This window comes from Mesorhizobium sp. M0768, assembly GCF_040320195.1.
GTDB lineage: Bacteria > Pseudomonadota > Alphaproteobacteria > Rhizobiales > Rhizobiaceae > Mesorhizobium.
Genome location: NZ_JAMYPD010000016.1, coordinates 75,012 through 100,667 on the forward strand (window position 1 = coordinate 75,012; position 25,656 = coordinate 100,667).

Sequence of the window (25,656 nt, forward strand, 5' to 3'; positions counted from 1 at the left end):
TCAGACTGATGCGCAATATCTGACCGCTATCGATGGCAGGACCTGGATCGGCTGCGCCCGCTCGGTGAAATCCTCAGCGTCTGCGGCGGCGAGGATACGATTTCGACGGCGAGCTCGATCGCATGATCATGGTTCTCGACCATTGCCGACCTTTGCATTGGCTGCGGAGCCTGGCGCCCGCTTCTGCCCGATGCCCGACCCATGTTGCGGCCGCCCGGTCGCTTCATGACTTGATAGGACCAACCAGGAGAACGGCACCATGTTTGCTGAACACTATGCCCGGCTCAGCACTGGCCAATGGCCGCAGATCGAGCTGGAGAGGAGGTTCGACCAGCATGTGCTTGCCTGTGTGCTTTCAAGTGCGCTCGAGGAGATCGAGGCCGGCGAGGCGACGGCGACGGAGGCAACCGGCCTTTCGCGCGCCGAGCTGCGCGATGTCCTGGCCCGCAGTTTCCCTGCTATTCCAATCAACGCGTTTGCCTTGGAAGAGGTGAGCGAGCCCGAGCCGGATCTGGAGGAAGAACTTCTGGGTGGACTGCTGCTGGAGCATGCCCGGCCGGGCGACAAGGCGAGCGCCCGCTTCGCCAAGATCATCGCCCGGCGTGCCATGCGCAATGACCATCTCTGGCAGGACCTCGGCCTTTTTAATCGGACCGAGCTCGGCCGCCTGCTCGCCTCGCATTTTCCGACGCTGGCGGCCGGCAACACCCAAAACATGAAATGGAAGAAGTACTTTTACCGCAAGCTCTGCGAGGCCGAAGGTTTTTCGCTGTGCAGCGCGCCCAGTTGCCGGGAATGCAATGATTTCGAAAGCTGCTTCGGCCCGGAGGAAGGCGAAAGCCGCCTCACACGGATCAAGAACGGCATGGCCTTGGATTAAGAGCCGGTTTCGTCAGTCGTACAAGCGCCAGGGCTCGCGCCGCACCAAATGTCTCTTGTCGAATGTCGAACTTTCGCCTTCGAGGATTTGAATGCTGTGCCTGCTGTCCGGTTGCGCCTATGCTCGCTTCGGCGGTCGCCGTCATCATGGCGGAGCAGGACCCGACCCGCACCATCGCCGCCGAGCAACTGGTGTTCTCCGTGCCGTTGCTGCTCGCCTGCCTGGCCGGGCTCTATTCGGAGCGGACCGGCGTCTTCGAGACCGGGCTCGAGGGCAAGATTGCTGGCCGGCGCCTTTGCGGCGCCTAAGGCGGCTGCGGTTAAAGGCTCGGCCCGGCTCGGCCTGGGCGCCGCCGTAGCCACCGCCGTGGATTTTCGCGCTGGTGCACGGTTTCGCCTGGATCACCCATCGCGGCGGCCAGATTGTGTTCGGCGTGGCCATCAATTTCATTGCTGGCGGCTCCACCATCATTCTCGCCAGGCCTGGTTCCGGGAGGGCGCGCGCCGGCGCTCTCCGAAGACTCGCGCTTCGAGGCGATCATTCTGCCCAGCCCGAAGCGGTGCGCGGCGTGCTGGTGCTCGGGCCCGTCTATTCCGAGCTGATCTCGGGCCATTGGCTGTTGGTCTATGTCGCGACCCTGATGGTGCCATTCACCTGGTTGGTGCTGTTTCGCACCCGCTTCGGCCTAAGGCTTCGCGCCGTCGGCGAAAATCCGGCCGCCGTCGGTACCACCGGCATTTCGGTGACCTGCCTGCGCTACCGCGGGGCATCTTCACCGACGTTCTGGCGGGCATGGCCGGCGCGTACCTGTCGCTCGCCCAGAATGCCGGCTTCGTGAAGGACATGACCGCCAGCAAGGGTTCCGTCGCGCTGGCAGCTCTCATCATCGCCAAATGGATACCGGTGCCGGCGATGTTCGCCTGTCTGGCGGCGAAGGTCGCCATGGCCCGGAGGTGAAGCCGGCGAGGGGCTGGCGCTGGTCCATGCGAGATCGGAGGCCGACACGGAACAGACTGCCGCCGCGGCGATCCAGTCGCGCTCGGCGAAACGAAGCCTGCGACCGCCAAAGTAATCATGCGGAGGATCGCGCCGCGCCGTGCATGCGATTGCATCTCTCGTCCCGCTGCGCTGCTGAGGCCTCTTCTGTCAGTCGGTCTAGGTTTCGCGCTTCGGGCCGAGCAGGAACACTGTCAGGGCGGCGAGGAACGTGGCAACAGCACTGTAGGCAATGGCACTGGTAATCCCGGCATTGTCCACCAATAGTCCGCCGAAAATCGCGCCGGCTGCGATTGCCACTTGGAACGCTACGACCATCAGCACACCGGCGCTTTCGGCCTGCTCGGGAGCGGCGCGCCGCACCATCCACGTCTGCAATCCCACCGGCACCGCGCCGAAAGCAAAGCCCCACGCGGCAACCGCAATCGCCGAGGCCGAGGCCCATGCTCCCGCCGTCAGCAGCGAAACAGCGGCTATCGCTATGAGCAGCGGTGCAAGGGCCGCGACTGCCTTGAGACTGTACTCGGCCAGAAGCCCGCCGGCCAAATTGCCGAAGAATCCGCCGATGCCAAAAGCAAGCAACACAAGCGAGATCGTTTCGACATCCAGCGCGGGAATCTTCTCGAGGAAGGCGCGGATATAGGTGATTCCGGCGAAGTGGCCGGAAGCGACCAGCAGGATGACCAAAAGCGCAATTTTGACCATCGGAATCTTGGCCACATCCAGCAGGCTGCGGAAGCTAGCCACGCCAATCGGAGGCAGTCTCGGAATGGTTATGAGTTGCACGAGCAGTGTAGCGGCGCCGCCGGCTGCGGCGAGCATGAAGGCGCTTCGCCATCCCCAGATATCGCCGACATAAGCGCCGATTGGAGCTGCGCAGACGGTAGCTACGGAAACGCCGGTGAGGATGATCGACATGGCGCGCGGCAGGAGGTGGCTTGGAACGAGCCGCATCGCCAGTGCTGCCGACATCGACCAGAAGCCTCCGAGCGCTATGCCGAGCACGACGCGTGCAGTCAGGAGAGCCGCCAGCGACCACGCGCCGGCCGCCAGAACGTCCGACAGGATCAGCAGCAGCGTCATGGTCCACATGACGGTCCTGCGGTCCAGGCGCTTTGTGATGATGGCCACCGTCGGCGCCGAGATCGCCCCGACGATAGCTGTCGCCGTCATCGCCTGTCCAGCCGCTCCCTCGCTGATACCGAGATCATGCGCGAGGGGCGTGAGCAGGCTGACAGGCAGAAACTCTGCCGTGACCAGCCCGAAGGTGCCCAAGGAAAGCGAAATGACCGCACCCCATGCGGGACCAGACGGTGGGACGGGCTTTTCTGGGTCGTGCAGAACAGCGTCCATGACGCCTGCTGCGGATTGGGTCATGAACGAAGTCTCCACTTTGATGCAATGCAACGTGATGTTGGCTGCCTTGACCCAAATCTAAAAACACAAGCGCATTTCCCGGCGGCGTTGCACGGAGGAGGGGATGTTCATTGCTTCGCGATATTTTGTGACGGTGCGGCGCGCAACATCGATGCCGGTTTCCTTCAGCCGGACAGCGATGTCCTCATCGGAAAGCACGTCGCCGGGAGATTCTGCGGCAATGATCGCTTTGATCCGATGCCGGACAGCTTCGGCGGAGTGCGCATCGCCGCCTTGGCAGGACGCGATCGCGACGGTGAAAAAATACTTCAGTTCAAAGACTCCGCGCGGGGTAAGCATGTACTTGTTCGAGGTCACCCGGCTTACCGTCGACTCGTGCACGCCGATCGCGTCAGCGACGGTTCTGAGATTGAGAGGCCGCAGGTGGGCGACGCCATGTTCCAAAAAGGCATCCTGCTGACGCACGATTTCAGCCGCAACCTTAACAATGGTCTTGGCGCGCTGATCGAGGCTGCGGATCAGCCAGGTCGCGTTTTGCAAGCATTCGTCGAGAAATGCTTTATCTTTCGATTTTTGGGGAGTTTGACGCGAGACTTCGGCATAGTAGCTTTGGTTGATCAGCAGCTTTGGCAGCGTGGCGGGATCAAGTTCGATCTGCCACCCGCCTTGCGGCGAGGGCGTGACCCAGACGTCGGGTATGATTGATTCAGACGCACCGGATTGGAATCGGTTCCCAGGCTTGGGATCGAGCGCCCGAATCTCATGCATCATGTCGAGAAGGTCTTCTTCATCGACGCCGCAATGCTGCTTCAGTGCCTCAAAATCGCGTCGCGCAAGCATTTCAAGATTGGCAACCAAAGCTGCCATTGCCGGGTCGAGCCGATTTCGCTGGCGCAACTGAATCTCGAGGCATTCTCTGAGACTTCGCGCAAAAACTCCCGGTGGATCAAAGTGCTGCAAGGTTCCGAGAACCCGTTCCACATCACCTTCCCGGACATTCAGGCTCTCGGCCAGCTCCAAAAGGTTTGCCCGAAGATAGCCAGTGTCTTCCAGATCGGCGGCAAGCTGGCCAGCGATTAGCCGCTCCTGTGGTGTGAACGCAGTGAGGGCGATCTGACGAGCGACATGGTCGTGCAATGTCTCCGCGAGGCTGGCAAACTCGTCGAGGGAAGGGCCATTACCCGGCGGGTTGTTGGTCGTGTTGCGAAGTGATTTCCATTGCCCGAGCCGTTCAGGCGACCCGGCCCCGGTCGGTCCGTCAACGGCGTTTGCGCGTGGGCCGATAGGCTGATCCGCTCCCGAAATCGAAACATCGCCAAAAGGCCCGCCATCGTTTGACGCAGATTCCAAGAGCGGGTTCTTCTCGACTTCCCGCACCACGAACTGATGCAGTTCAGTATGGGCCAGTTGCAGCAAGCGAATCGACTCAATGAGTTGAGGCGATGCGACCATCGATTGCTTCTGGCGCTGAAGCAGGCTTGCTGAGGATTGCATGGTGAGCGCGATAATCCTGTCGAGGAGCCTCTTGGGGCGGGCAATGGCACCAGTGAGACGTTTTCTAGGTCATGCGGCGGCTTTCAGCGTTTCGAGAACGTTTTGCGGTGATGAGACGCCATAGGGGTCGGCCTCGCAGTTGTCGGAGAAACCTTCCTCCTCGAACCACTGCTCCACCACGCCATTGTTGATCAGGGCGGCGTAGCGCCAGGAGCGCATCCCGAAGCCGAGATTGTCCTTGGCGACCAGCATGCCCATCTTGCGTGTGAACTCGCCTGAGCCATCGGGGATGAGCTCGACCTTCTGCAGGCCCAAGGACTTCCCCCACGCATTCATGACGAAGGCATCGTTGACGGAGACGCAGTAAATCGCGTCAATTCCCTCCTTCTCAAACTCATCATAGAGCTCTTCGAAATTGGGCAGTTGGTAGGTCGAGCAGGTCGGCGTGAAGGCGCCAGGCAGCGAGAACAGGATGACGCGCTTGCCGGCAAAGTAGTCGTCAGATGTCTTTTCTTCCCAGCGATATGGATTTGGGCCCTGGACTGACTCATCGCGAACACGCGTGAGAAAGGTGACGAAGGGAACCTTCTTTTGAACGGTCATCAACTTGCTCCTCAGGAAAAAACTGGCGCGCCGGATTCTGGCAGAGGCTGGCGCAATACCGAGCAAAGGCTCGTATGCCGGGGATGAAATGAGGCCCTCGCGGCTCGCACCCTCCTTTTTCCATCCCGATGTAGGGGAACGTCTTGGCTGCTGGTCTTCGTCACCCGAACGCCATCGATCTGAGCAAGTGGAGGCTGTCGAGCCGCTGGGGCAATCTTTCCACGGCTATGGCGCCGGAAGCGGCATCCATCGCTCGCGCTCGTGCCCGGGACAAAGTGATAGCGGGCCCGAAGTAGCCAATATCGGACGCGTGTGGAGGCCTCAAATGTGACTTCACGCAGGAGACCCGCGTTACTGAGCTGATTCGGCGTATCGTCGATATTTGCCAGTGACCCGCCGACCTTGGCTTCGGTGGCTCTTTGATGGGGCTCTTGGGCACTCACATGCTGATCAGAACCGGTAAACGGCAATTGCGCGAGCGCCATGTGTTGGCGTGCCGGCATCGGACCAGCCATGCGCAAAGCGGCCACCGAGAACGGCCTTCCGGAGGAGACGATGTCCCGATGTTCAGCGGGAACGGGCATCGTCTCCTCAGGCCACTGTCTAGAGCTTCGCGCGTCGGGCATGGTGCAAGTCGCTTTCATCGTGATTTGATGGTGCTCTAACCAGGAGCAGCAAGCGGCGTGCCATTTCAAATAGAGGTGCTGTTGGACCGCCCCCTTCTTCTCGGAGGCCGTGTCTTAGAAGATCGGGCGCGCGCTATACCGCCTCGTCACACAGGCAACAACGATGCTGTATGGTGCGGATATTCGGCGCTTCAGCCCCGGCTGGGCAAAGAAGAACCGGAAGCCGAGCCGATGCACTACCTGAGGCTGGCGGGCACTCCAGTCATTGCGTAGCGTGTGCCGCTAGCGTTCATGGGTGCGCAGGCCCGGCTATCGCGAACACGCGCCTTGTCGCAGCAACATGAGCGCGCGCTCTTGGGCAAGCGCCCTGGCGCCGTGAGGATCGAATTCCCAATCGTGTCTGTTTGCCGCCCTCTTATGTTCGAAACTGGACCAGAATGTCGCAAGCCCGACCTAAAGGTCGCCCGAGGCGTTCTGTCCGACACTGTTCCGTCGCCTTTGTTGGCCCGCGACACCGGCCTATTTCGCCTAGCTCTTCTCTGGCCTCAGGCTAGGCCGCTGAGAAGCTGCCACAATTTTTTTCTGCTGCGGCCAAATTGGCACGAGATTTGAAGCACCTTCGTTGCGGGCCGGGAGCCGCCGACCGACTTTCATTTCGTGGATGACACGAATGGAACGAAGAAAGAAAAGCAAAATGTCAAATCCGCGTCGGATAGCGTCTATGGGCAGGGGGTCCTCGGCGAAACCGCCCTTACCCAACAGCTCGCCGCCCTTGTCGACCCTTGCGCAGGAAATCTTGGCCGGCGGCGGCTCAAAGGCCCACCACACCGACCTTATCCTGAAATCGATGGTCCAGGATAAAGTTCTGCATCTCGCCGCGCGGTGTGCCTAGACAGTTACACGTTGGCCGGTCTTGATAATCAGGCCGGCCGTCGGAGGACGTCATCTGTATGCCGTCTTAGGTCATTCGCTGCCGCAGCGCCCGCCCGTCACCTTCCGCCCTTCCATCGCTATAGAGTGAAGTGCCACCATGCTCGAACAACCTTTGCCGACGCTGCCGATGTGGCGCGTCGATCACATTGAGCCCTCGCCCGAGATGTTGGCACTACGCGCCAACGGTCCGATCCACCACGTGCGCTTCCCGTCCGGGCACGAAGGCTGGTGGGTCACAGGCTATGACGAGGCCAAGGCGGTGTTGTCCGACGCGGCGTTCCGGCCCGCGGGAATGCCGCCGCCGGCATTCACCCCGGATTCGGTGATTCTCGGTTCGCCAGGATGGCTGGTGTCGCACGAGGGGGGCGAGCATACGCGGTTACGCACGATCGTGGCGCCGGCCTTCAGCAACGGCAGGGTGAAGCAGCTCGCGCAGCAGGTCGAGGCGATCGCCGCGCAGTTGTTCGAGACGCTGGCGGCCCAGCCCCAGCCCGCCGATCTGCGGCGCCACCTCTCCTTTCCGCTTCCGGCCATGGTCATTGGCGCGCTGATGGGCGTGCTCTACGAGGATCACGCCTTTTTCGCCGGGCTGTCCGACGAGGTGATGACGCACCAGCATGAAAGCGGCCCGCGAAGCGCGTCGCGCTTGGCCTGGGAAGAACTCCGCGCCTACATTCGCGGCAAGATGCGGGACAAGCGCCAGGATCCGGGCGACAACGTGCTGACGGATCTGCTCGCGGCGGTCGACCAGGGCAAGGCGACCGAGGAAGAGGCGATCGGCCTGGCGGCGGGCATGCTGGTGGCGGGGCACGAGAGCACCGTCGCGCAGATCGAATTCGGCCTGCTGGCCATGTTCCGCCATCCGCAACAGCGCGAACGCCTGGTCGGCGATCCATCCCTGGTGGACAAGGCGGTGGAGGAAATCCTGCGCATGTACCCGCCGGGCGCCGGCTGGGACGGCATCATGCGCTATCCGAGGACCGACGTGACCATCGCGGGCGTGCATGTTCCCGCGGAGAGCAAGGTGCTGGTCGGCCTGCCGGCGACGTCGTTCGATCCGCGCCATTTCGACGACCCGGAAATCTTCGACATCGGACGCGACGAAAACCCGCACCTGGCGTTCTCCTACGGGCCGCACAACTGCATCGGCTTGGCGCTGGCCAGGCTGGAACTCAAGGCGGTGTTCGGTTCGATCTTCCAGCGCTTTCCCGCGCTGCGCCTGGCCGTGGCGCCCGAAGAACTGAAGTTGCGCAACGAGATCATCACTGGCGGGTTCGAGGAGTTCCCGGTGCTCTGGTGATGCGCGGACGCCACCAGGAACGCGATGTTCTCGAATTGCCGGCGCGCCTGCCGCGCGCCGATCAGATCAGCCAGCCAACAGGTGACCAAGATGGACGTGCAAGAAACCACGGCAGCATGCCGGGACGCCTTCGCCGAACTGGCGTCGCCAGCGTGCATTCAGGACCCGTACCCATTCATGCGGTGGTTGCGCGAGCACAATCCGGTACATCGCGCGGCGTCGGGCCTCTTTCTGTTGAGCCGCCACGCTGACATCTACTGGGTGCTCAAGGCCACGGGCGATGCTTTTCGGGGGCCGGCGCCAGGCGAACTGGCGCGCTATTTCCCGCGTGCGGCGACCAGCCTGTCGCTAAGTTTGCTGGCGTCCACTTTAGCGATGAAGGAACCTCCAACGCATACGCGTCTGCGCCGGCTGATCTCGCGCGATTTCACCATCGGCCGGATCGACAACCTGAGGCCGACCATCGCTCGCATTGTCACAGCGCGCCTGGACGGCATGGCGCCCGCACTGGAGCGCGGGGAGGCAGTGGACCTGCATCAGGAATTCGCGCTGGCCTTGCCCATGCTGGTTTTCGGCGAACTGTTCGGCATGCCCCCGGACGACATTCTCGGGCTCGTCACCGGCATCAGCGCCATTCTGGAAGGCCTGAGCCCGCACGCCAGCGATCCCCAACTCGCTGCGGGGGACGCGGCCAGCGCCAGGGTGCAGGCCTACTTCGGCGACCTCATACAGCGCAAGCGCACCGATGCCCGCCACGACATCGTGTCAATGCTGGTTGGCGCACACGACGACGATGCCGACATGCTGTCGGATGCGGAATTGATCAGCATGCTCTGGGGCATGCTGCTGGGCGGCTTCGCCACCACTGCCGCGGCCATCGGCCATGCGGTCCTGGCGATGCTGGCGTATCCCGAACAGCGGCACTGGCTGAAGGGAGATGCCGTGGGGGTGAAGGCATTCGTCGAAGAAGCCTTGCGCTACGACGCGCCCGCCATGTTCAGCTCCATTCCGCGTATCGCCCAGCGCGACATCGAACTGGGCGGCGTGGTGATCCCGAAGAACGCGGACGTGCGCGTGCTGATTGCGGCCGGCAATCGCGACCCGGACGCCTTCGCCGATCCCGACCGCTTCGATCCCGTGCGGTTCTACGGCACCAGTCCTGGCATGTCGATCGACGGGAAGATCATGCTGACCTTCGGCCACGGCATCCACTTCTGCCTGGGTGCGCAACTGGCCCGAGTGCAGTTGGCCGAGAGCCTGCCGCGGATCCAGGCGCGCTTCCCCACGCTGGCATTGGCCGAGCAGCCGACCCGGGAGCCCTCCGCGTTCCTTAGGACGTTCCGCGCGCTGCCGGTGCGGCTGCATGGGCAGGAGGGCTGAGATGCGCGTCCTGGTCGATCAGGATCTGTGCGGAACTACCGGGCAGTGCGTGCTGACGCTGCCGGGCACCTTTCGCCAGCGCGAACCGGACGGCGTGGCCGAAGTGTGCGTGGCGACGGTCCCGCAGGCGCTGCACGCCGCCGTGCGGCTTGCGGCCAACCAGTGCCCGGTCGCCGCCATTCGGGTCATCGAAAGCGACGCTGGCGATGACGAGCGCGCCAGCGCCGACCCTGCGCCTTCTCCGGCGCAGGCCCAGCGGTATGCCGCGAAGGACCAATGCAATTCAGGAGACACGATGGGACGGTTTGAAGGCAAGGTGGCCGTGGTGACCGGCGCCGGCGCCGGCATCGGCAAGGCATGCGCTCTCGCCATCGCGCGCGGAGGCGGCAGAGTGGTGGTGGCCGACATTGATGGCTCGGCGGCCATCGCCTGCACCGCGCAGATCGCGGCCGAAGCAGGCCACGCGCTGCCCATAGCCATGGATATCGCCGATGCGCAGGCGGTGGCAGCGCTGTTCGAGACGGCGGAGCGGCACTTCGGTGGGGTCGACCTGCTGGTGAACAATGCGAGCGCCATGCATCTGACCCCGCGCGACCGCGCGATCCTCGACCTGGAGCTGGCAGTCTGGGACCAGACCATGGCGACCAATCTGCGCGGCACGCTGCTCTGCTGCCGGCAGGCCATCCCAAGGATGATCGCCCGGGGCGGTGGCGCGATCGTCAACATGTCGTCGTGCCAGGGGCTCACCGGGGACACCGCGCAGACGTCCTACGCCGCGTCGAAGGCGGCGATGAACATGCTCTCGGCTTCGCTCGCCACCCAATACGGTCATGCGCAGATCCGCTGCAACGCCGTTGCGCCGGGTCTCGTCATGACCGAGCGTCTCCTCGCCAAGCTGGACGAGTGCATGCAACGGCATCTGCGCCGTCACCAGCTCCTGCAGCGCGTCGGCCGCCCCGAGGACGTGGCCGCGCTCGTGGCGTTCCTGCTCTCCGACGATGCTGCGTTCATCACCGGTCAGGTCGTGTGCATCGATGGCGGCATGCTGGCGCATGTGCCGACATACGCCGACGGTGGCAACAGCTGCGCCGCGCGCCCTGCCGGCCACACCGAATCGGCGGCGGCGGCGCGCTGCTGATGGACATGCTGCTCAACCCGCTCAACCGTCGGCACCGGCTGCGATGCGACATCCAGGTCATGCCTGGCGCTTTCCCCCTGGTCGGGCATCTTCCCGCTATTGTCTGCGACCTGCCGCGCCTGCTGCAGCGCGCAGAACGGACGCTGGGCAGCCACTTCTGGCTGGATTTCGGCCCTGCCGGACACCTGATGACCTGCGTGCATCCGGATGCGTTCGCACTGCTCCGGCACAAGGACGTGTCCTCGGCGCTGATCGAAGAGATCGCGCCCGAATTGCTTGGCGGAACGTTGGTTGCCCAGGACGGCGGCGCGCACCGGCAGGCGCGCGATGCGATTAAGGCGGCGTTCCTGCCCAAGGGGCTGACCCAGGCCGGCATCGGCGACCTGTTCGCGCCCGTCATCTGGGCGCGGGTGCAGGCGTGGCGCGAGCGCGGCGACATAACCATCCTGCGCGAAACCGGCGACCTGATGCTCAAGCTCATCTTCAGCCTCATGGGAATCCCCGCGCAGGACCTGCCGGGATGGCATCGCAAATACCGGCAACTGCTGCAGTTGATCGTCGCGCCCCCGGTCGACCTGCCCGGACTGCCCTTGCGGCGAGGCCGCGCCGCCCGCGACTGGATCGACGCGCAGTTGCGCCAGTTCGTCCGCGACGCGCGCGCGCATGCCGCGCGCACCGGGTTGATCAACGACATGGTGAGCGCCTTCGACCGCAGCGACGATGCGCTTTCCGATGACGTCCTGGTCGCCAATATCCGCTTGCTGCTGCTTGCCGGTCACGACACCACTGCCTCGACGATGGCCTGGATAGTGATCGAGCTGGCGCGGCAGCCTGTGCTGTGGGACGCCCTGGTCGAGGAGGCGCAACGCGTGGGCGCGGTGCCGACCCGGCACGCGGACCTGGCTGAGTGTCCGGTCGCCGAGGCGCTGTTCCGCGAGACGCTGCGCCTGCATCCGGCGACCACGCTCCTGCCGCGTCGCGTCCTGCAGGAATTGCAACTCGGCCAACGGCGCATTCCCGCGGGCACCCATCTGTGCATCCCGCTGCTGCATTTCTCGACCTCGGCGCTGCTGCACGAGGCGCCTGATCAGTTCCGTCTGGCGCGGTGGCTGCAACGCACGGAGCCGATCCGGCCGGTGGACATGCTGCAGTTCGGTACCGGCCCACACGTCTGCATCGGCTACCACCTGGTATGGCTGGAAATGGTGCAGTTCTGCATCGCCTTGGCGCTGACGATGCACCAGGCCGGGGTGCGGCCGCGGTTGCTGAGCGGCGTCGAAAAAGGCCGGCGGTATTACCCGACCGCACATCCGTCCATGGCAATCCGCATAGGCTTCTCATGAGCTGGCATCGCATGCCCCGTGTGGCGAGGCAGCGGCGCCGGCGAGGCGCGGCATTGCTGCACTCAGCGCACGCGCTCGGTGCGACGCCGGCAACACCGCTGCGGCTTGGCGCTCGCTGTGGCCATCTCGTGTCAGGTACAAGGACATGAAAAACATGCAGACCGGTTCCACGCTACACGACGACCGAACTGGCGTTTCCGTGCTCGGCGGATTGGGCGCGCAGGCGCGCGGCGCATCCGGCAGGCTGCTGCCGGAGATCTGGATGCAGGACGGCGCAAAGCGGGTCGAACAGGCGCTGGCGCGTCTTCTCTGCGCCGAAGACGACGGTGAGACCGAGCTGATGGCGGCGATGCGCTACGCCACCTTGCATGGCGGGAAGCGCACCCGCGCCTTGCTCTGTCTGGCTGCCGGCGCACTGGCCGACACGCCGGCGCACATGCTTGACGACGTCGGCGCCGCCATCGAGATGATGCACGCCTGTACCCTGGTCCACGACGACCTGCCCGCGATGGACGACGACGTGCTTCGCCGCGGCCTTCCGACCGTGCACGTCAAGTTCGGCGAAGCCACTGCGATCCTGGCCGGCGATGCGCTGCAGGCGCACGCCTTCCTGACCCTGGCGAGCCTGGATGCGCCGGGCGACAACCGTATCGCGCTCGTGCGCGAACTGGCGCAGGCCGTGTCCGCCGAGGGTGCCGCAGGCGGGCAGGCCATGGATCTGTCGCTGGTCGGAAAGCACGCCGAGCTGGACAGGATTGTGGCGATGCACCGGATGAAGAGCGGAGCGCTAGTGCGCGCGTCCGTTCGCATGGGCGCGCTATGCTCCATCGCGGAGGATGCCGCGCACGCTGCGCTGTACTGTGCGCTCGATCGGTACACCGCCTGTTTCGGCCTGGCGTTGCAGGTGGTCGATGACATTCTCGACGCGACAGCGGATACCGCGACGCTGGGCAAGACCCCCGGCAAGGACGCGGCGGCGCAGAAGCCGACCTGCGCGTCGATCATGGGGCTGCAGGCAGCGCGCCAGTTCGCGCTGGATTTGTTGCGCGACGCCGGGGAAGCCATCGCCCCGCTGGGGCCGCGTGCGGAACGGTTGGCGCAGATACTGCAGCGGGCCAACGGGTATCTGTTCAAGCACGCGCCATGCGCATGAGCACGCCCGTCCACATGGAGTCGCCCCTGTGCCGCTGCGATCGGCCGGCGGCAGCGGTGCATGCTGCACTGTGCCCGAGTCCGCGGCGATGTGCGCGGCGTCTGCCGATCCTGGTTCTCGTCAACCGTCTGCAGAAGGAACATCCCGCGTGAACGCGCTGTCCGAACAGATCCTTTCCGAATTGCGCCACCTGCTGAGCGAGATGAGCGACGGCGGCAGCGTCGGTCCGTCCGTCTACGACACGGCGCGAGCTCTGCAGTTCCACGGCAACGTCACCGGTCGGCAGGACGCATACGCGTGGCTCATCGCGCAGCAACAGGCCGATGGCGGATGGGGAAATGCGGACTTCCCGCTGTTCCGCCATGCGCCCACGTGGGCGGCGTTGCTGGCATTGCAGCGTGCCGATCCTCTTCCCGGCGCTGCCGACGCAGTCCAGGCTGCAACCCGGTTCCTCGAGCGCCAGCCCGATCCCTACGCGCATGCGGTGCCGGAAGACGCGCCGTTCGGCGCGGAGCTGATCCTGCCGCAGTTGTGCGGCGAGGCCGCATCCTTGCTGGGCGGGGTGGCGTTTCCGCGCCACCCGGCGCTGTTGCCGTTGCGGCAAGCGTGCCTGGTCAAGCTGGGGGCGGTGGCAACTTTGCCGAGCGGCCATCCGTTGCTGCACTCCTGGGAGGCCTGGGGGACGTCGCCGACCACCGCATGCCCGGATGACGACGGCAGCATCGGCATCAGTCCGGCGGCCACCTCCGCGTGGCGTGCGCACGCCGTGACACAGGGGAGCACGCCGCAGGTCGGGCGCGCCGACGCGTATTTGGAGGCGGCATCACGGGCGACGCGCAGCGGCATCGAAGGTGTCTTTCCCAACGTCTGGCCGATCAATGTATTCGAGCCATGCTGGTCGCTGTACACCCTGCATCTGGCCGGTCTGTTCGCGCATCCCGCGCTGGCCGAGGCGGTGCAAGTGATCGTCGCGCAGCTCGACGCCCGCCTCGGCGTGCGCGGTCTGGGCCCGGCCTTGCACTTCGCGGCCGATGCGGACGATACCGCCGTTGCGATGTGCGTCCTGCGCCTTGCAGGCCGCGACCCGGCGGTCGATGCGTTGCGCCATTTCGAAATCGGCGAGCTGTTCGTCACCTTCCCCGGCGAGCGCAATGCCTCGGTGTCGACCAACATCCATGCCCTGCATGCGTTGCGGATGTTGGGAAAGCCCGCGGCCGGCACCAGCGCCTACCTCGAGGCCAATCGCAACCCGGACGGTCTATGGGACAACGAAAAATGGCACGTTTCGTGGCTGTATCCCACCGCGCATGCGGTCGCTGCGCTGGCGCAAGGCAAGCCCCAGTGGCGCGACGAGCGCGCGCTGGCGGCGCTCATGCAGGCGCAGCGCGACGACGGCGGCTGGGGCGCCGGTCGCGCGTCCACATTCGAGGAAACCGCCTATGCGCTGTTCGCGTTGCACGTGATGGACGGGAGCGAAGAGCCGACAGGGCGCCCCCGCATCGCGCAGGCGGTGGCGCGTGCGCTGGAGTGGATGCTCGCCCGCCATGCGGCGCATGCATTGCCGCAGACGCCGCTGTGGATCGGCAAGGAACTGTATTGCCCCACCCGGGTGGTGCGCGTGGCCGAACTCGCCGGGTTGTGGCTGGCGCTTCGTTGGGGGCGGCGCGTCCTGGCCGAGGGAGCAGGAGCGGCGCCATGATCCACACCGAACGCGCGCTGCAGCAGGTGCTGGAGTGGGGGCGTTCCCTGACCGGGTTCGCCCACGAGCATGCCGTGGAAGCGGTCAGGGGCGGCCAGTACATCCTGCAGCGCATCCACCCGAGCCTACGCGATACCAGCGCCCGCACCGGCCGCGATCCGCAGGACGAAACGCTGATCGTGGCGTTCTATCGCGAACTGTCGCTGCTGTTCTGGCTCGACGATTGCAATGACCTTGGCCTGATCGCGCCGGAGCAGCTCGCCGCGGTGGAGCAGGCGCTCGGGCAGGGCGGGCCGTGCACGCTCCCCGGATTCGAGGGCTGCGCTGTGCTGCGCGCTTCGCTGGCCGCGCTCGCCTACGATCCTCGCGACTATGCTCAGCTTCTCGACGATACCCGGTGCTACTGCGCGGCGCTGCGCGCCGGACATGCGCAGGCGGCAGGGGCGGAACGCTGGTCCTACGCCGAGTACCTGCACAACGGCATCGATTCGATCGCCTACACGAACGTGTTCTGTTGCCTGTCGTTGCTGTGGGGGCTGGACATGGCGACCTTGCGCGCACGTCCGGCGTTTCGCCACGTCCTGCGGCTCATCTCCGCGATAGGGCGCCTGCAGAACGATCTGCATGGACGCGACAAGGACAGGTCGGCCGGCGAGGCCGACAACGCGGCAATCCTGCTGCTGCAGCGCTATCCGGCTATGCCTGTGGAGGAGTTTCTCAACGACGAGCTGGCCGGCCATATGCGCATGCTGCACCGGATGATGGCGGAAGAACGCTTTCCCGCGCCGTGGAGACCGTTGATCGAGGCCATGGCGGCCATCCGCGCGCAGTACTACCAGACCTCGACCAGCCGCTACCGCAGCGACGCTGCGGGCGGAGGCCAGCGTGCGCCGGCCTGAACGCACGGAGGCGGCGGCGTGCGCGCGCTGCCGTCGGTCCGATCCGACGCAACGCCGTCGCCCGATGCGACGGATGGAGCGAGCATGAGCGACACCGCCCTGAGCCGGCGCAAGGACGACCATCTGGACATCGTGCTGGATCGGCGAACGGCGTCGGCCACGGTCGCCGCCGGCTGGGAGTACATCCGTTTCGAACACTGCGCATTGCCCGAGTTGGACCTGACGCAGATCGACCTGCGCGCCTCGCTGCTGGGCAAGACCATGCGCGCGCCGCTGCTAATCAGCTCAATGACCGGCGGCATGCCACGCGCCGAGGCCATCAACCGGCATCTGAGCGAGGCAGCGCAAGCCTTGGGGATCGCGATGTGCGTCGGTTCGCAGCGCGTGAGCCTGCAATCCCGCAACTCCCAGGGGCTGACGCGCGCGCTGCGCCGCCTGGCCCCAGACATTCCCTTGCTGGCCAATATCGGCGCCGCGCAACTGCGCGAGGCCGACGGCCTGGACCTGGCGCGCCGGGCGGTGGAAGCGCTGGAGGCCGATGGACTCATCCTCCATCTCAATCCGCTGCAGGAAGCGGTACAGCCGGAGGGCGACCGCGACTGGCGCGGTGTCCTGGCGCAGATCGCTCGCGCCGCGCGCGGCGTGGGCGTGCCGATCGTGGCCAAGGAAGTGGGGTCGGGCCTGTCCGCCTCGGTGGCCTGTGCGCTCGTCGAGGCGGGCGTGGCGGTGATCGATGTCGCCGGCGCCGGCGGCACCAGTTGGGCCGCGGTGGAGGGCGAGCGCGCCCGCGATGCCGCCGACCGTGCAGTGGCGATGGCGTTCGCCGATTGGGGGATTCCGACCCCGGCCAGCGTGCAGGCGATACGTCGGGCGCTGCCAACGGTGAAGCTGATCGCGTCGGGCGGGATCCGCGACGGCGTCGACGTGGCCAAGGCCATCCGCCTGGGCGCGGACATCGCCGGGCAGGCGGCCGGCGTGCTGCGCGCGGCTACGGTATCCACCGAGGCGGTTGTCGCGCATTTCGAGATCGTCATCCGTCAGTTGGCCGTCGCCTGCTTCTGCACCGGCTCGGCTGATCTGGCGGCGTTGCGTCAGGCGCGCTTGTTGCCCTCGGCGCATCTGCCCGCCGGTTGATGCCGGCGTCGCCCGCACGTGGCGGCGGGCACCTAGTCTTACTGAGTCAGAAAGTCGCGGATGCGGGGGATTTGCGCTGGTCGCGGATTTGTTCGGGTGCTGCTTCATGATCAGGGAGGCGCCCCGCCATGCCCGACTGGACAGCCGAGAATGAAGCCGCGTTCGACGCCTATGTCGATGCTTTGACGGGGTGATCGGTCACGCCGACCGAGCTGAGCCCCTGAAGGGTCGGAACAAGGTGCGCCGGGAGACCGGCAAGGAGTAGATGGTGCAAATCCATTGCAATGAAGGAGTAGCGATCCACATTGACTCCGAGTCATGCGCGGTCGGTCGCGAGGAGACCGGTAACTTCTCTGGGGTCAAACACGGGTTGTTAGGCTCGAGCAGTCCATCAGCATCGTTTTGAGACAAAGCGATGGCGGTGGAATGGACGGTTACGATCGAGGGCCGGAACGAATTCGTGACATGCCGGAAGGAGGTCCGCATAGACAAGAGCTGGGAGAGCCTGTTCCACGGCGATATCGGCCTGTCGATCGGCGATAGCAAGAAGATCATGGCAGCACTGCAGAACGCAGTCGTGAATCATGAGGCGGCTTAGGGGCACCAAATCGAACCGCCGAGAAAGTCCCATTATCGTTTTGATTACCGTGACTTAGGCTGGTGCCTCGCAGAGACCAAATTCCGATGTTGTGGACCTTATGCGATCCCAATGTGGACCGCGCGTCGATCATACAGGCCGAAACGCCTTAGGCAATCGATATTACCGCCCACGGGCAGCGGATCATTTCTGGTTGATGAACCGTAAGGCACCAGTCAAAACTCTTGCCCCCGCCGGTTGCACTGGTCATAACTTCGCTCGCGGAGCGATAGGGGGAAGTCATGGAAAAAATCCAAGTAAACGTCAGCCAACTTCTGTTGGACCTTGAAAATCCCCGAATTGTGAGCGCCGACACGCAGCCTGATGCATTGCGCTCCATGATCGAGTTCGATCCGCGCCACTTCAAAACCATGATGGAGAGTATCAAGGACCACGGCCTGGATCCGGGAGATGCGTTCTGCGTTATCGCAAGTGAGATCGATCCGGACGAATTTATTGTCGTGGACGGAAACCGGAGGCTCGCGGCCCTTACCTGTCCGCGACGCCGCCAAGCTAGGCGGACTATAATGTCGTAGGCGCGATTTGCAGCCGGTTGAAGAGGAGCCCGGCTATCGCAGAAATCGCGACACTCGGAACAACCGCGATCACGAGCACGCCAGATAGGTCGGTATAATGTTCCCACAGATCAGGGGTTCGGGGCGAAGGAATAAGGGCCAGAGCGCCCCACAATGTAATGTTCAACAAGGCACAACCGACGAACAGGAGCAACCAGAAGTGTTTAGTGCGAGGTTGTGAGGAATAGAATGAAACGACCAAGCCTAAAATGAACAGCCCCAGACAATGGCTAACCGCGAAAGCTTGCCCAAAAAACGACAGGGGGATTTTTCCATTCCAAGGGCGGACTAGCATAACTAGTTGAAGACAACTCGGAATCGCGACCATCAAGATGCTGAGAAGTGCGTCATCGACGCCTTTGACGCGACCCAGGACGAAGTTTAGTCCAAAAATACCGACTAGAACGGCAGTTCTGCACCTGAGAAGCTATATCCGAGACCCTTTCACCTACCGCTGCTCTGCGCCAAGTGCGATACATAATGCTATGCTGTTCTAATATTTCTCCAATTTTCCTTTTATGTTTTTCCATGAATTTGGCGATACTTACTTTCAGGTCGGCCCTTTCTTTGTCCGTAACCATCTCGTCCCTCCATTGGCCGCCTGACAATTTCTGACACATAACTGACAGTGAAAGGAATATCCGGCGGCCGGGCTTCAGGCAACAATGCGGTCACCCTGCTAAAGGGAAATCGCAAGAAGATGAAAATGCTGAAGTCTACCTCGACGTCGTTCTTCCTGTTACTGGCTGCCACGAGCACCGGCCACGGCACGGACGCCTACACAGCTACCAACCCCCACGACAATAGCTACGTCGAAAGGCCCGTTGCTCCCGCCGTCACTCCGCCGAGCCACCTTTTCGTGGTTCCGCTCCCGGATGGCAACGCCGTCGGCGGCGGCTCCTACACCACGCAGGGCGGTGTCACCTTTCAGGGCTATGGCGGCACCGCTGGTGGCGGTAGCGGTGGCGGCTCGGTGACCTTCCCGATGCCGGGCGGCTAAGCTGCCTGGACGGAAAGGAGCGCCTCTAAGTTCATTCCGGAGGCGCTCCTCAGAATTCACGTCAAGGAGATCAAGATATGCAAAAGCTTTTAAACGCAATCTATGTAGCAATGCTGCTCACCATGGCTTCACCAGCCGAGTCGGCCGAACCCGGTAATCTTTTGCCGGAACCGACCGACTATTCTAAGCTCAAACCGCCGCCTGAGCCGCCGACTGGCCCGACTATCGGGCCGCGCCAAGATCCGATCATCCCGCCGGGATGCGGGATGAACTGCCCCGGACCGTTCGACAACTATCCGGGACAGGATCTGCCGTCCCGCCTTCCAATGCCGCTTCCTGTGCCCTGGATCCGCTGAACGAACCTCGTGATGCAAGAATGCAACGGCGCTTCTGTGCGCAGTAACCCAAATGCGTGGTGGGTCGACGGTTTGCATTGCGTGCCCCTGAGGTTTTCGACACCTGCACGGGAGCTTCGACAACAGGAGGACTCGGTGCTGTCCGCTTCGTCGGCGCGCCGGTCAAACTCCATGGCAATACCGATCAACTCATCAGTCGTAGACGGTGTGGCCGTGGGTGGTCGGCGGAGCCATCATATCTCCGGCGCAGTCGCACGCGCCGTCAGCTTCTTGTAAATGGCAAGCCGAATTATACGGTCCGCAAAGCGCGCTGACCTCATCAGAGTATGCCCTGATGCGCCTACCATCACCAAGCGCGTGACTTCGTTTCGACTTAAACTCCATAACACTGAGCGCTTGTCGAATGAGATGATAGCTGTCCGGCCAACGGACCGGTTTCTTTATTGTGTTAGGTGGAACCTTGAATATTCTGACCACATGACAATAGAGAATGAAGCCGCCAGTGAAGCCGTGGCACGGCTTGGCCTACTGAAGCCCGAGGCGGCGAAAACAATCTCCAGACTACTGCTAGCAGAGATGGGGGACCATCCTCGCGCGATCTGCACAGCCTATCGGAAGAACGGCGTTCAAATCTCCCGTGAAGAAAAGAAGGCGCTCGGCATCCGCGTCAACGCATTCCTTAGCTACGCTGCTTTCAACGAGTTGTCGGAAGCCGGAAAGGGCGCCCCACTCAGCGCCCATGAGACGACGCTTCTAAGAGCGACATTCAGCGTTCTGCGATATAGGGCTGTCGAGAAGGAAACAGACTTTCGTAAGCAACTTGGTGCGTGCTTTCTGGGATTCGAGTACGACGTTCTGGCGGCGAACTGTCCGACCTGTATTGGCTTGAACGGGACGATCGCAAGAAGCGCTAAAGAGGCCATATTTCCGAATCCCAGTTGCACTTGCGTGACCGCGAACTACGGCCTTCGCCCAAAAGTTGATTGGCTTGCTGATGTCAGTTAGGTGATGTGTCAAAGCCCGGCCCGGTTCACCCGACGGCAGACCTACAGTGAGACTAGAAAGCTTTGCACTGGAGATCCTGTAAGCGTGCTGGCCAAGCCGCCAACGCCTCGTTGGTAAAAATAGCCGACGAAGCGGCGGTATCGATCTCTATCTACAAAGTCGCACCGAGGGGCGAGGATGCGGACAGGCACGCGTTAACGGCGTTGGCTGCCTTGAAATACCAAGCTGCGAGGACACGAGCAGGCAGATGGCTGCAGATAACAGAATGTTCTGCATTCGACATACCGAGGAAAAAAGAAGAATCAGTACAGGCTGGAAAAACCAGTGGCATTGTCTGTTCGAAATGTGGTCCCTGTTCAAAAAAACGATTCTCTGTGCGCTCAATGGAGTCATGAATCCTTAATGCGACGCTCTGACAGTAAGCCTCCAATGTTGAAAGCGCGGGCCAGGAATGGGGCGCACGTATTCCAAGCGCTTCAGCGCATAGCGGACGTCACGTCTCGCAATGTAGTGCGAGGCATCATTTCCCGTAACGACGATGCGCAAGCCTCATTGCCAAATGTCAACCTCCTACGAAAAAACGTTCCCACGGAAGCCTTAGCCAGCGCTACCGATGTGTTGATGGGAAAACAGGGAGCTTATCCATTCACGAACGTAGGACATACTTATCGATCACAATTACGCCTACATAATCTAGAAGCAATTAGCTCGCAGCGCGAAATAGCATTCATGTCTGGTCGATTAAACAGCTGGCACGACGAGACCCTTGAAGTACTCGGAGCCATGAAGACTCTCGCTCCACTAACGCGCTCAGACGATGTCGATGCCCTAAATGCACTCGCTTTGTTCGCTGAACGTTGGGGCTCCTCAAATTTCGTGACGAAAAAAGTCGCATACATCGTTGCGACATCAGCAAACGAACCAGAGTTGCAGGAAGCTTTCGCGGAATTTTCTAAAGTACTCGATCACCACAAATACCCGTCGCCTCATTATATATCCATGGAGGCTTTGGATATGAATTTCCCATATTTCGACACGTTGACTTCCAGGATCAGAGTTGCGCTTCGGTTTTTGGACGATGATTTCAGAAAGATTCTTCCGCTCTTCAATGTCTGTCCTACGCCGATCAGCGAAGCTGACATAGGGGCATTCCTCCGAAAATGTCACTCGATGTCTTTCGTGGATGAAGTTTTGGGGATGCTAGTTGTTCGCCGACTAGGCAGTGAGTGGCCAACGATCGGTTCATATGTGGAAAAATGGTTGAATCCGAAAATAAGCGGCACGATGGAGGAGGTTGGCGGTACACCATTTGAAACAGAGGAACTCGTGTCAGACGTGGCCCCGCGGTCCGCTGATCTGGCATACTACAGACGCTCCATGGCGTTTCTTGAATTCGACGAGCCAGCAACTTTCAGAAACTACGCGGACAGGATCATCGGTCCGAGGCTCCTACCAATAGCTGGCGCTGCCCCAATCTCGGAACCTGATCCGCCTTCCAAACGCGACTTGACTAAACGCCTTTTCGGATTCCGGAAGCACGAGGATTATCGAAAACCGCAGAACAAGGGTTCGTTTCTAAGAACTTTAGATTTTTTAAGGTTCATATCGTCGTCATCTTACGAGCCTCTGAATCATTACGAGATAAGGTATATATTTGATAATACTACTTCGTTAGACATATTATTGAACGAACCTGAGATCGAAAAGCTATACTCTTCAGCAGATGAGAAATCACGCCACGTGATAGCGGTCTTGTCGTTGGCACTACACAAAGCGAAAGCGCATGACGAAGATGTAGATTTTAAGTTTCGTTTCGAGATGGCCCAAACCGTCCTCTCAAGCTTCTCAGGCTCAATAGAGGCGTTTATCGACTGGTTGTTGGAAGATACTCCAGAAATAGCCAATTTCTTGCTGCACACGCTGGATAGAACGACGCTCCAAAAAATTTATTGGATAGTAAAGTCGCCCGATCAGGCTGATACAACTCGTCAGTACCTACTTCGGGCTGTAGGAAAACGGAAGCAGAAGCTGGAATACTTTGTAGAGGCTGATGCAATAGAGGCCCAGCGCGGTGTGGCAAAATTGAGAAAATACTTTGATGATAGTCGGATATACGTCGATGGTATTGCGATGAAGCGGTGGCTTGTAGATAATCCGAGCGCATATGCACAGCAATACGAGCGTATTATTGGACACAGCGTGGATCTTAATAAAACCAGATCGGAAAAGGCAAAGATATCTTTCGAGGACGTCGTTATAGATATAACCGTCGCGGCGGCGTACGACTATATCCTATTTGAGTTCGCTAGAATTGCGTTTGCAGAGTTTTGTCTTAATAACACGTTCGGCATAGAGTCATATTTAGGGAGGCGAATTAGGCATAATACGTTGAGTGGCATGATGAGAGACGGTGTAGAAACTCTCAAAGATGCGCTGCATTTCCATCTTTTGATGACTGATGATCATTTCATGCTCGCTTATGATCTTTGGGTAAATGACTATCGGGCATTGATAGATAAACTAAGGCGCGAGAACTTGCAGTTCAAGGCGCAGCAACGCCCGCATGGGTGGTTCTCCGCAGAAGTTACGTTAGAAGATCCGACGACGCATGCAAATCTCATAAGCCTACGACAGCTTGCGGTCGCGGGGGGAAGCATTGATGTTTTCTACGATTTGATGGTGCGGTTTTGTTGGCAACAGATCGAGCCGCAGCTAAAGACCGTCGCGAAGAACATCACAGAAGACGTTTTGAATTCGGCACTCGCCGATATTGATAATCGGTTCCACGGGTTCAGCAGTGCGCTGCATAGGCAATTCAGGGCCGAAATTACAGATGCCATCCATGATAGGTTTGCGCGGCTAGGTAGCTGGTTCAGAGAACCTGAGAGCGGCTTTGTCAGTGCTACACCGAGGCAATTAGGTGACTTAGTCCAAATGGAAGCTGTGGGGGTAGGGGGCCATCCTGCGTTGGCATGGTCGGGCGACGCGGAAGATTTAGAACTCGATGGCTTGTCGGTCCATCGCGTTTACGACTGCTTGTCGGTGCTCATCCGGAACGGAGTTCACTACGGAGACGAAGATCGGTCAATATCGATCGCGGTGGAACGAAAAGGAATGCCAGTTCCGCATCTTGAAAGACTGCGCTTCTGCGTAGCGTCCGTAATCTCAGACGGCGATAAGCGATCAGAGCACGTTGATCGTATCAGGGCCAGCCTTGATGCCGAGGATCTTGCTCAGGCTATGGTGCGCGAAGGCTACACAGGAATTAAAAAGCTGCGGTTCATCACCAAGCATAGTGAGGGGACATGCAGCGTCCAATTGAGGAGTCACGAAGAGGTAATTGAGATCGAGTTTACCCTGACGGTCGAGCTTGCCGGAGCGAGTGCGTCCTGATGCGAAAGCTATACAATCTTCTTTTGGTCGAAGATGAAGAGCACAAAACTAACGATTTGCTTCGGAGACTAGAGGTTGCAGGATTTGGCAAACCGACAGTCGCAACAGGGGTTAGAGACGCGGTCTTGGCAGTGATGCAAAGGCCGTTCGACCTCATCGTTTTAGATATGGCGCTTCCCACATTTGCAAAAGGTGAGGTGGCGAGTGCCGGAGGTGTAGCTCAATCAATGGGGGGTATCGAAATTCTACGCGCATTAAAATCTAGTGGCGCGAAAGCGAATTTGATTATCGTCACTCAGTACCCGGAAATTCTCATTAATGGGGAGAAGATAAGGCTATCAGCTTTGCCTCGGCTTTTGACGGCGCGCTACGGGCAAAATGTATTGGGATCAATATTGTATTCATTCAAAACACCGGAATGGGAAAAAAGCTTTGATGCGGCGCTTTGGAGATTGACGTGAGAACAGTCGTATTTGAGGATGACAACGATAAATACGCTTCTATAGCAAAGGTGTTGATCGCAAAAGGAGTGAAGGAAAACGCAATAAAGCGGATAGATAATATAGCGAAGTTCGTCGCTATAGCTAAAGAGGATTTCGATCTTTGTGTTATAGATTTGCTTATGCCTACCATTCCGAAGGGCGGCGCAACGAGCTCTGGAATGGAGATCCTCCATATGCTGGACTATGCTGGCAAAAAACGTGTCCCACTCTTAGCAATCACATCGTTTGTCGATGAAGCCGAGAAGTATCGGGATGCGTTCGCGGCTCGCGGATGCATAATTTACGATTTCAACCGGACAGAAACATGGACGGCCGCGTTGGATGTCTTTCTTGCTCAGGCCCGCGATCGCGGTCGATATGATTTTGTGATCTTCACTTCTATCTCTGAGGAGCGCACGGCCTACCTTAGATTGCCGGGTTTCAAGCACGAAAGCTTGCTTCGGTATGGCGTCGATCATTGGGACCTAACTTTGGGTTCCGCCGATGGAACAGTCATATTGTTGCAGCGCATGGGACTTGTGAACGCATCTGTGGAGATTGCGCGTGTCTTGGAGCTGTATGCGCCTCGAATTGTCGCGATGAGCGGCATTTGCGGCGGTGTGGCTGGTAATTCTGTCCTCGGACAACTGCTCGTGGCCGAGCGCTGCTGGGAGTATCAGTCCGGCAAGTGGTACGATGATGCATTCAAGGCGGAGCCTTACCATTCAGTCATGCCGGGACGGACCGGGACAGTTTTAGCAAAAATGATCGAAGGCCCTGACGTTGTTACTCAGTTTGAGGCTGGCTTTCCTGGAACAGTACGCCCCCGAACTATCACGCAGCCTCGTATTGCACCATTTGCTTCGGGTTCGGCAGTTATCGCTAGCGAAAAGCGGCTCCGCAGTGTTTCCGATCAACACAGGAAAGTCGCTGCGATCGATATGGAAACGTTCGGGCTGTACCGAGCGGTCGAAATGTCGGGTAGAGATGTCCATTCGTTTTGTGCGAAAACCGTTGTTGATATGGCTAACGTAGCAAAAGACGATGAATTGCATTTTTACGGAAGTTACCTGTCGGCAAAATTCACACTGGCGGCTGTTGAGAATTTGGTCACGGAAAAAAGGCATTAGTCATTTAATTAGACACTGCCTTTTATGGCAGCCTGTTGCGCGAACAATTGGCAGCATACCCCAAATGGCCCCAGAACAGGTTTTTCGTCAACTTGCCGAGCCATCTAGTCCGGTCTGGTGCAT

General features: G+C 60.8%; 22 protein-coding genes and 1 pseudogene. 20 read left to right on the forward strand and 3 right to left on the reverse strand.

Annotation, left to right across the window (positions count from 1 at the left end; all coding sequences use genetic code 11):
* Positions 1-259 precede the first annotated feature (259 nt).
* The 3 genes from NKI08_RS20385 to NKI08_RS20395 all read left to right on the forward strand — a co-directional run bounded on the left by NKI08_RS20385 (position 260) and on the right by NKI08_RS20395 (position 1,718).
* A complete protein-coding gene (locus NKI08_RS20385) occupies positions 260-880 on the forward strand; it encodes a nitrogen fixation protein NifQ (RefSeq protein ID WP_352771732.1) in 621 nt (206 codons plus the stop codon).
* Between the two features lie 119 nt (positions 881-999).
* On the forward strand, positions 1,000-1,188 hold the full coding sequence (locus tag NKI08_RS20390; RefSeq protein WP_352771734.1) for a hypothetical protein: 189 nt from the start codon (positions 1,000-1,002) through the stop codon (positions 1,186-1,188).
* A 74-nt stretch (positions 1,189-1,262) separates the two neighbouring features.
* The gene (locus NKI08_RS20395) at positions 1,263-1,718 is read left to right on the forward strand and encodes an ABC transporter permease subunit (protein WP_352771736.1); all 456 of its coding nucleotides are present in this window, start codon (positions 1,263-1,265) and stop codon (positions 1,716-1,718) included.
* Positions 1,719-2,035: 317 nt separating this feature from the next.
* Here the strand turns inward: NKI08_RS20395 and NKI08_RS20400 are convergent, their stop codons facing one another.
* The 3 genes from NKI08_RS20400 to NKI08_RS20410 form a co-directional block, all read right to left on the reverse strand.
* A complete protein-coding gene (locus tag NKI08_RS20400) occupies positions 2,036-3,253 on the reverse strand; it encodes an MFS transporter (protein WP_352771738.1) in 1,218 nt (405 codons plus the stop codon).
* Positions 3,254-3,310: 57 nt separating this feature from the next.
* Positions 3,311-4,747, reverse strand: coding sequence for an RNA polymerase factor sigma-54 (rpoN, locus tag NKI08_RS20405; RefSeq protein WP_352771739.1), 1,437 nt, complete (start codon positions 4,745-4,747; stop codon positions 3,311-3,313).
* A 69-nt stretch (positions 4,748-4,816) separates the two neighbouring features.
* Entirely contained in the window at positions 4,817-5,350 is a 534-nt protein-coding gene (locus tag NKI08_RS20410) for a peroxiredoxin (RefSeq protein ID WP_352466644.1), read from the reverse strand.
* Positions 5,351-7,006: 1,656 nt separating this feature from the next.
* Here NKI08_RS20410 and NKI08_RS20415 point away from each other — a divergent pair.
* The 17 genes and pseudogenes from NKI08_RS20415 to NKI08_RS20495 all read left to right on the forward strand — a co-directional run bounded on the left by NKI08_RS20415 (position 7,007) and on the right by NKI08_RS20495 (position 25,533).
* Positions 7,007-8,209 (forward strand): cytochrome P450, encoded by a 1,203-nt coding sequence (locus tag NKI08_RS20415; RefSeq protein WP_352771741.1) that lies wholly within the window; start codon positions 7,007-7,009, stop codon positions 8,207-8,209.
* 90 nt (positions 8,210-8,299) lie between these two features.
* The gene (locus NKI08_RS20420; protein WP_352771743.1) at positions 8,300-9,589 is read left to right on the forward strand and encodes a cytochrome P450; all 1,290 of its coding nucleotides are present in this window, start codon (positions 8,300-8,302) and stop codon (positions 9,587-9,589) included.
* Between the two features lies 1 nt (position 9,590).
* Positions 9,591-9,716 (forward strand): annotated as a pseudogene (locus NKI08_RS20425) (ferredoxin); the annotation flags it as partial.
* A gap of 168 nt (positions 9,717-9,884) precedes the next feature.
* Complete coding sequence (locus tag NKI08_RS20430) at positions 9,885-10,727, forward strand: SDR family oxidoreductase (RefSeq protein ID WP_352771824.1); 843 nt, start codon at positions 9,885-9,887, stop codon at positions 10,725-10,727.
* A complete protein-coding gene (locus NKI08_RS20435; protein WP_352771745.1) occupies positions 10,727-12,070 on the forward strand; it encodes a cytochrome P450 in 1,344 nt (447 codons plus the stop codon). The genes NKI08_RS20430 and NKI08_RS20435 overlap by 1 nt, the downstream gene beginning before the upstream one ends.
* Positions 12,071-12,224: 154 nt before the next feature.
* Positions 12,225-13,223, forward strand: a complete 999-nt coding sequence (locus NKI08_RS20440; RefSeq protein WP_352720435.1) for a polyprenyl synthetase family protein — start codon at positions 12,225-12,227, stop codon at positions 13,221-13,223.
* 148 nt (positions 13,224-13,371) lie between these two features.
* Positions 13,372-14,922, forward strand: a complete 1,551-nt coding sequence (locus NKI08_RS20445; protein WP_352771746.1) for a hypothetical protein — start codon at positions 13,372-13,374, stop codon at positions 14,920-14,922.
* The gene (locus tag NKI08_RS20450) at positions 14,919-15,821 is read left to right on the forward strand and encodes a terpene synthase family protein (RefSeq protein ID WP_352771748.1); all 903 of its coding nucleotides are present in this window, start codon (positions 14,919-14,921) and stop codon (positions 15,819-15,821) included. The genes NKI08_RS20445 and NKI08_RS20450 overlap by 4 nt, the downstream gene beginning before the upstream one ends.
* 84 nt (positions 15,822-15,905) lie before the next feature.
* A complete protein-coding gene (gene fni / locus NKI08_RS20455; protein ID WP_352771750.1) occupies positions 15,906-16,955 on the forward strand; it encodes a type 2 isopentenyl-diphosphate Delta-isomerase in 1,050 nt (349 codons plus the stop codon).
* A 415-nt stretch (positions 16,956-17,370) separates the two neighbouring features.
* On the forward strand, positions 17,371-17,553 hold the full coding sequence (locus NKI08_RS20460) for a hypothetical protein (protein ID WP_352771752.1): 183 nt from the start codon (positions 17,371-17,373) through the stop codon (positions 17,551-17,553).
* 281 nt (positions 17,554-17,834) lie between these two features.
* Positions 17,835-18,128, forward strand: a complete 294-nt coding sequence (locus NKI08_RS20465) for a ParB N-terminal domain-containing protein (protein ID WP_352771754.1) — start codon at positions 17,835-17,837, stop codon at positions 18,126-18,128.
* Positions 18,129-18,867: 739 nt separating this feature from the next.
* The gene (locus NKI08_RS20470) at positions 18,868-19,167 is read left to right on the forward strand and encodes a hypothetical protein (protein ID WP_352771756.1); all 300 of its coding nucleotides are present in this window, start codon (positions 18,868-18,870) and stop codon (positions 19,165-19,167) included.
* A 77-nt stretch (positions 19,168-19,244) separates the two neighbouring features.
* Positions 19,245-19,523, forward strand: a complete 279-nt coding sequence (locus NKI08_RS20475; RefSeq protein ID WP_352771758.1) for a hypothetical protein — start codon at positions 19,245-19,247, stop codon at positions 19,521-19,523.
* Between the two features lie 477 nt (positions 19,524-20,000).
* On the forward strand, positions 20,001-20,528 hold the full coding sequence (locus NKI08_RS20480) for a hypothetical protein (protein ID WP_352771760.1): 528 nt from the start codon (positions 20,001-20,003) through the stop codon (positions 20,526-20,528).
* Between the two features lie 324 nt (positions 20,529-20,852).
* Entirely contained in the window at positions 20,853-23,921 is a 3,069-nt protein-coding gene (locus NKI08_RS20485) for a hypothetical protein (RefSeq protein WP_352771762.1), read from the forward strand.
* On the forward strand, positions 23,921-24,382 hold the full coding sequence (locus NKI08_RS20490) for a hypothetical protein (RefSeq protein WP_352771764.1): 462 nt from the start codon (positions 23,921-23,923) through the stop codon (positions 24,380-24,382). The genes NKI08_RS20485 and NKI08_RS20490 overlap by 1 nt, the downstream gene beginning before the upstream one ends.
* Positions 24,379-25,533, forward strand: coding sequence for a phosphorylase family protein (locus NKI08_RS20495; RefSeq protein WP_352771765.1), 1,155 nt, complete (start codon positions 24,379-24,381; stop codon positions 25,531-25,533). Before NKI08_RS20490 ends, NKI08_RS20495 begins: the two co-directional genes overlap by 4 nt.
* The last annotated feature ends 123 nt before the right edge of the window (positions 25,534-25,656 follow it).

Excerpts from the sequence above, each read along its gene's own strand:
- NKI08_RS20440 (WP_352720435.1), top strand. The coding sequence starts at position 12,225 with ATGCAGACCGGTTCCACGCTACACGACGACCGAACTGGCGTTTCCGTG.
- NKI08_RS20465 (WP_352771754.1), top strand. The coding sequence starts at position 17,835 with ATGGAAAAAATCCAAGTAAACGTCAGCCAACTTCTGTTGGACCTTGAA.
- NKI08_RS20435 (WP_352771745.1), top strand. The coding sequence starts at position 10,727 with ATGGACATGCTGCTCAACCCGCTCAACCGTCGGCACCGGCTGCGATGC.
- NKI08_RS20470 (WP_352771756.1), top strand. The coding sequence starts at position 18,868 with ATGAAAATGCTGAAGTCTACCTCGACGTCGTTCTTCCTGTTACTGGCT.
- NKI08_RS20390 (WP_352771734.1), top strand. The coding sequence starts at position 1,000 with ATGCTCGCTTCGGCGGTCGCCGTCATCATGGCGGAGCAGGACCCGACC.
- fni (WP_352771750.1), top strand. The coding sequence starts at position 15,906 with ATGAGCGACACCGCCCTGAGCCGGCGCAAGGACGACCATCTGGACATC.
- NKI08_RS20410 (WP_352466644.1), bottom strand. The coding sequence starts at position 5,350 with ATGACCGTTCAAAAGAAGGTTCCCTTCGTCACCTTTCTCACGCGTGTT.
- NKI08_RS20430 (WP_352771824.1), top strand. The coding sequence starts at position 9,885 with ATGGGACGGTTTGAAGGCAAGGTGGCCGTGGTGACCGGCGCCGGCGCC.
- NKI08_RS20400 (WP_352771738.1), bottom strand. The coding sequence starts at position 3,253 with ATGACCCAATCCGCAGCAGGCGTCATGGACGCTGTTCTGCACGACCCA.
- NKI08_RS20460 (WP_352771752.1), top strand. The coding sequence starts at position 17,371 with ATGGCGGTGGAATGGACGGTTACGATCGAGGGCCGGAACGAATTCGTG.
- NKI08_RS20450 (WP_352771748.1), top strand. The coding sequence starts at position 14,919 with ATGATCCACACCGAACGCGCGCTGCAGCAGGTGCTGGAGTGGGGGCGT.
- rpoN (WP_352771739.1), bottom strand. The coding sequence starts at position 4,747 with ATGCAATCCTCAGCAAGCCTGCTTCAGCGCCAGAAGCAATCGATGGTC.
- NKI08_RS20490 (WP_352771764.1), top strand. The coding sequence starts at position 23,921 with ATGCGAAAGCTATACAATCTTCTTTTGGTCGAAGATGAAGAGCACAAA.
- NKI08_RS20385 (WP_352771732.1), top strand. The coding sequence starts at position 260 with ATGTTTGCTGAACACTATGCCCGGCTCAGCACTGGCCAATGGCCGCAG.
- NKI08_RS20415 (WP_352771741.1), top strand. The coding sequence starts at position 7,007 with ATGCTCGAACAACCTTTGCCGACGCTGCCGATGTGGCGCGTCGATCAC.
- NKI08_RS20475 (WP_352771758.1), top strand. The coding sequence starts at position 19,245 with ATGCAAAAGCTTTTAAACGCAATCTATGTAGCAATGCTGCTCACCATG.
- NKI08_RS20480 (WP_352771760.1), top strand. The coding sequence starts at position 20,001 with ATGACAATAGAGAATGAAGCCGCCAGTGAAGCCGTGGCACGGCTTGGC.
- NKI08_RS20420 (WP_352771743.1), top strand. The coding sequence starts at position 8,300 with ATGGACGTGCAAGAAACCACGGCAGCATGCCGGGACGCCTTCGCCGAA.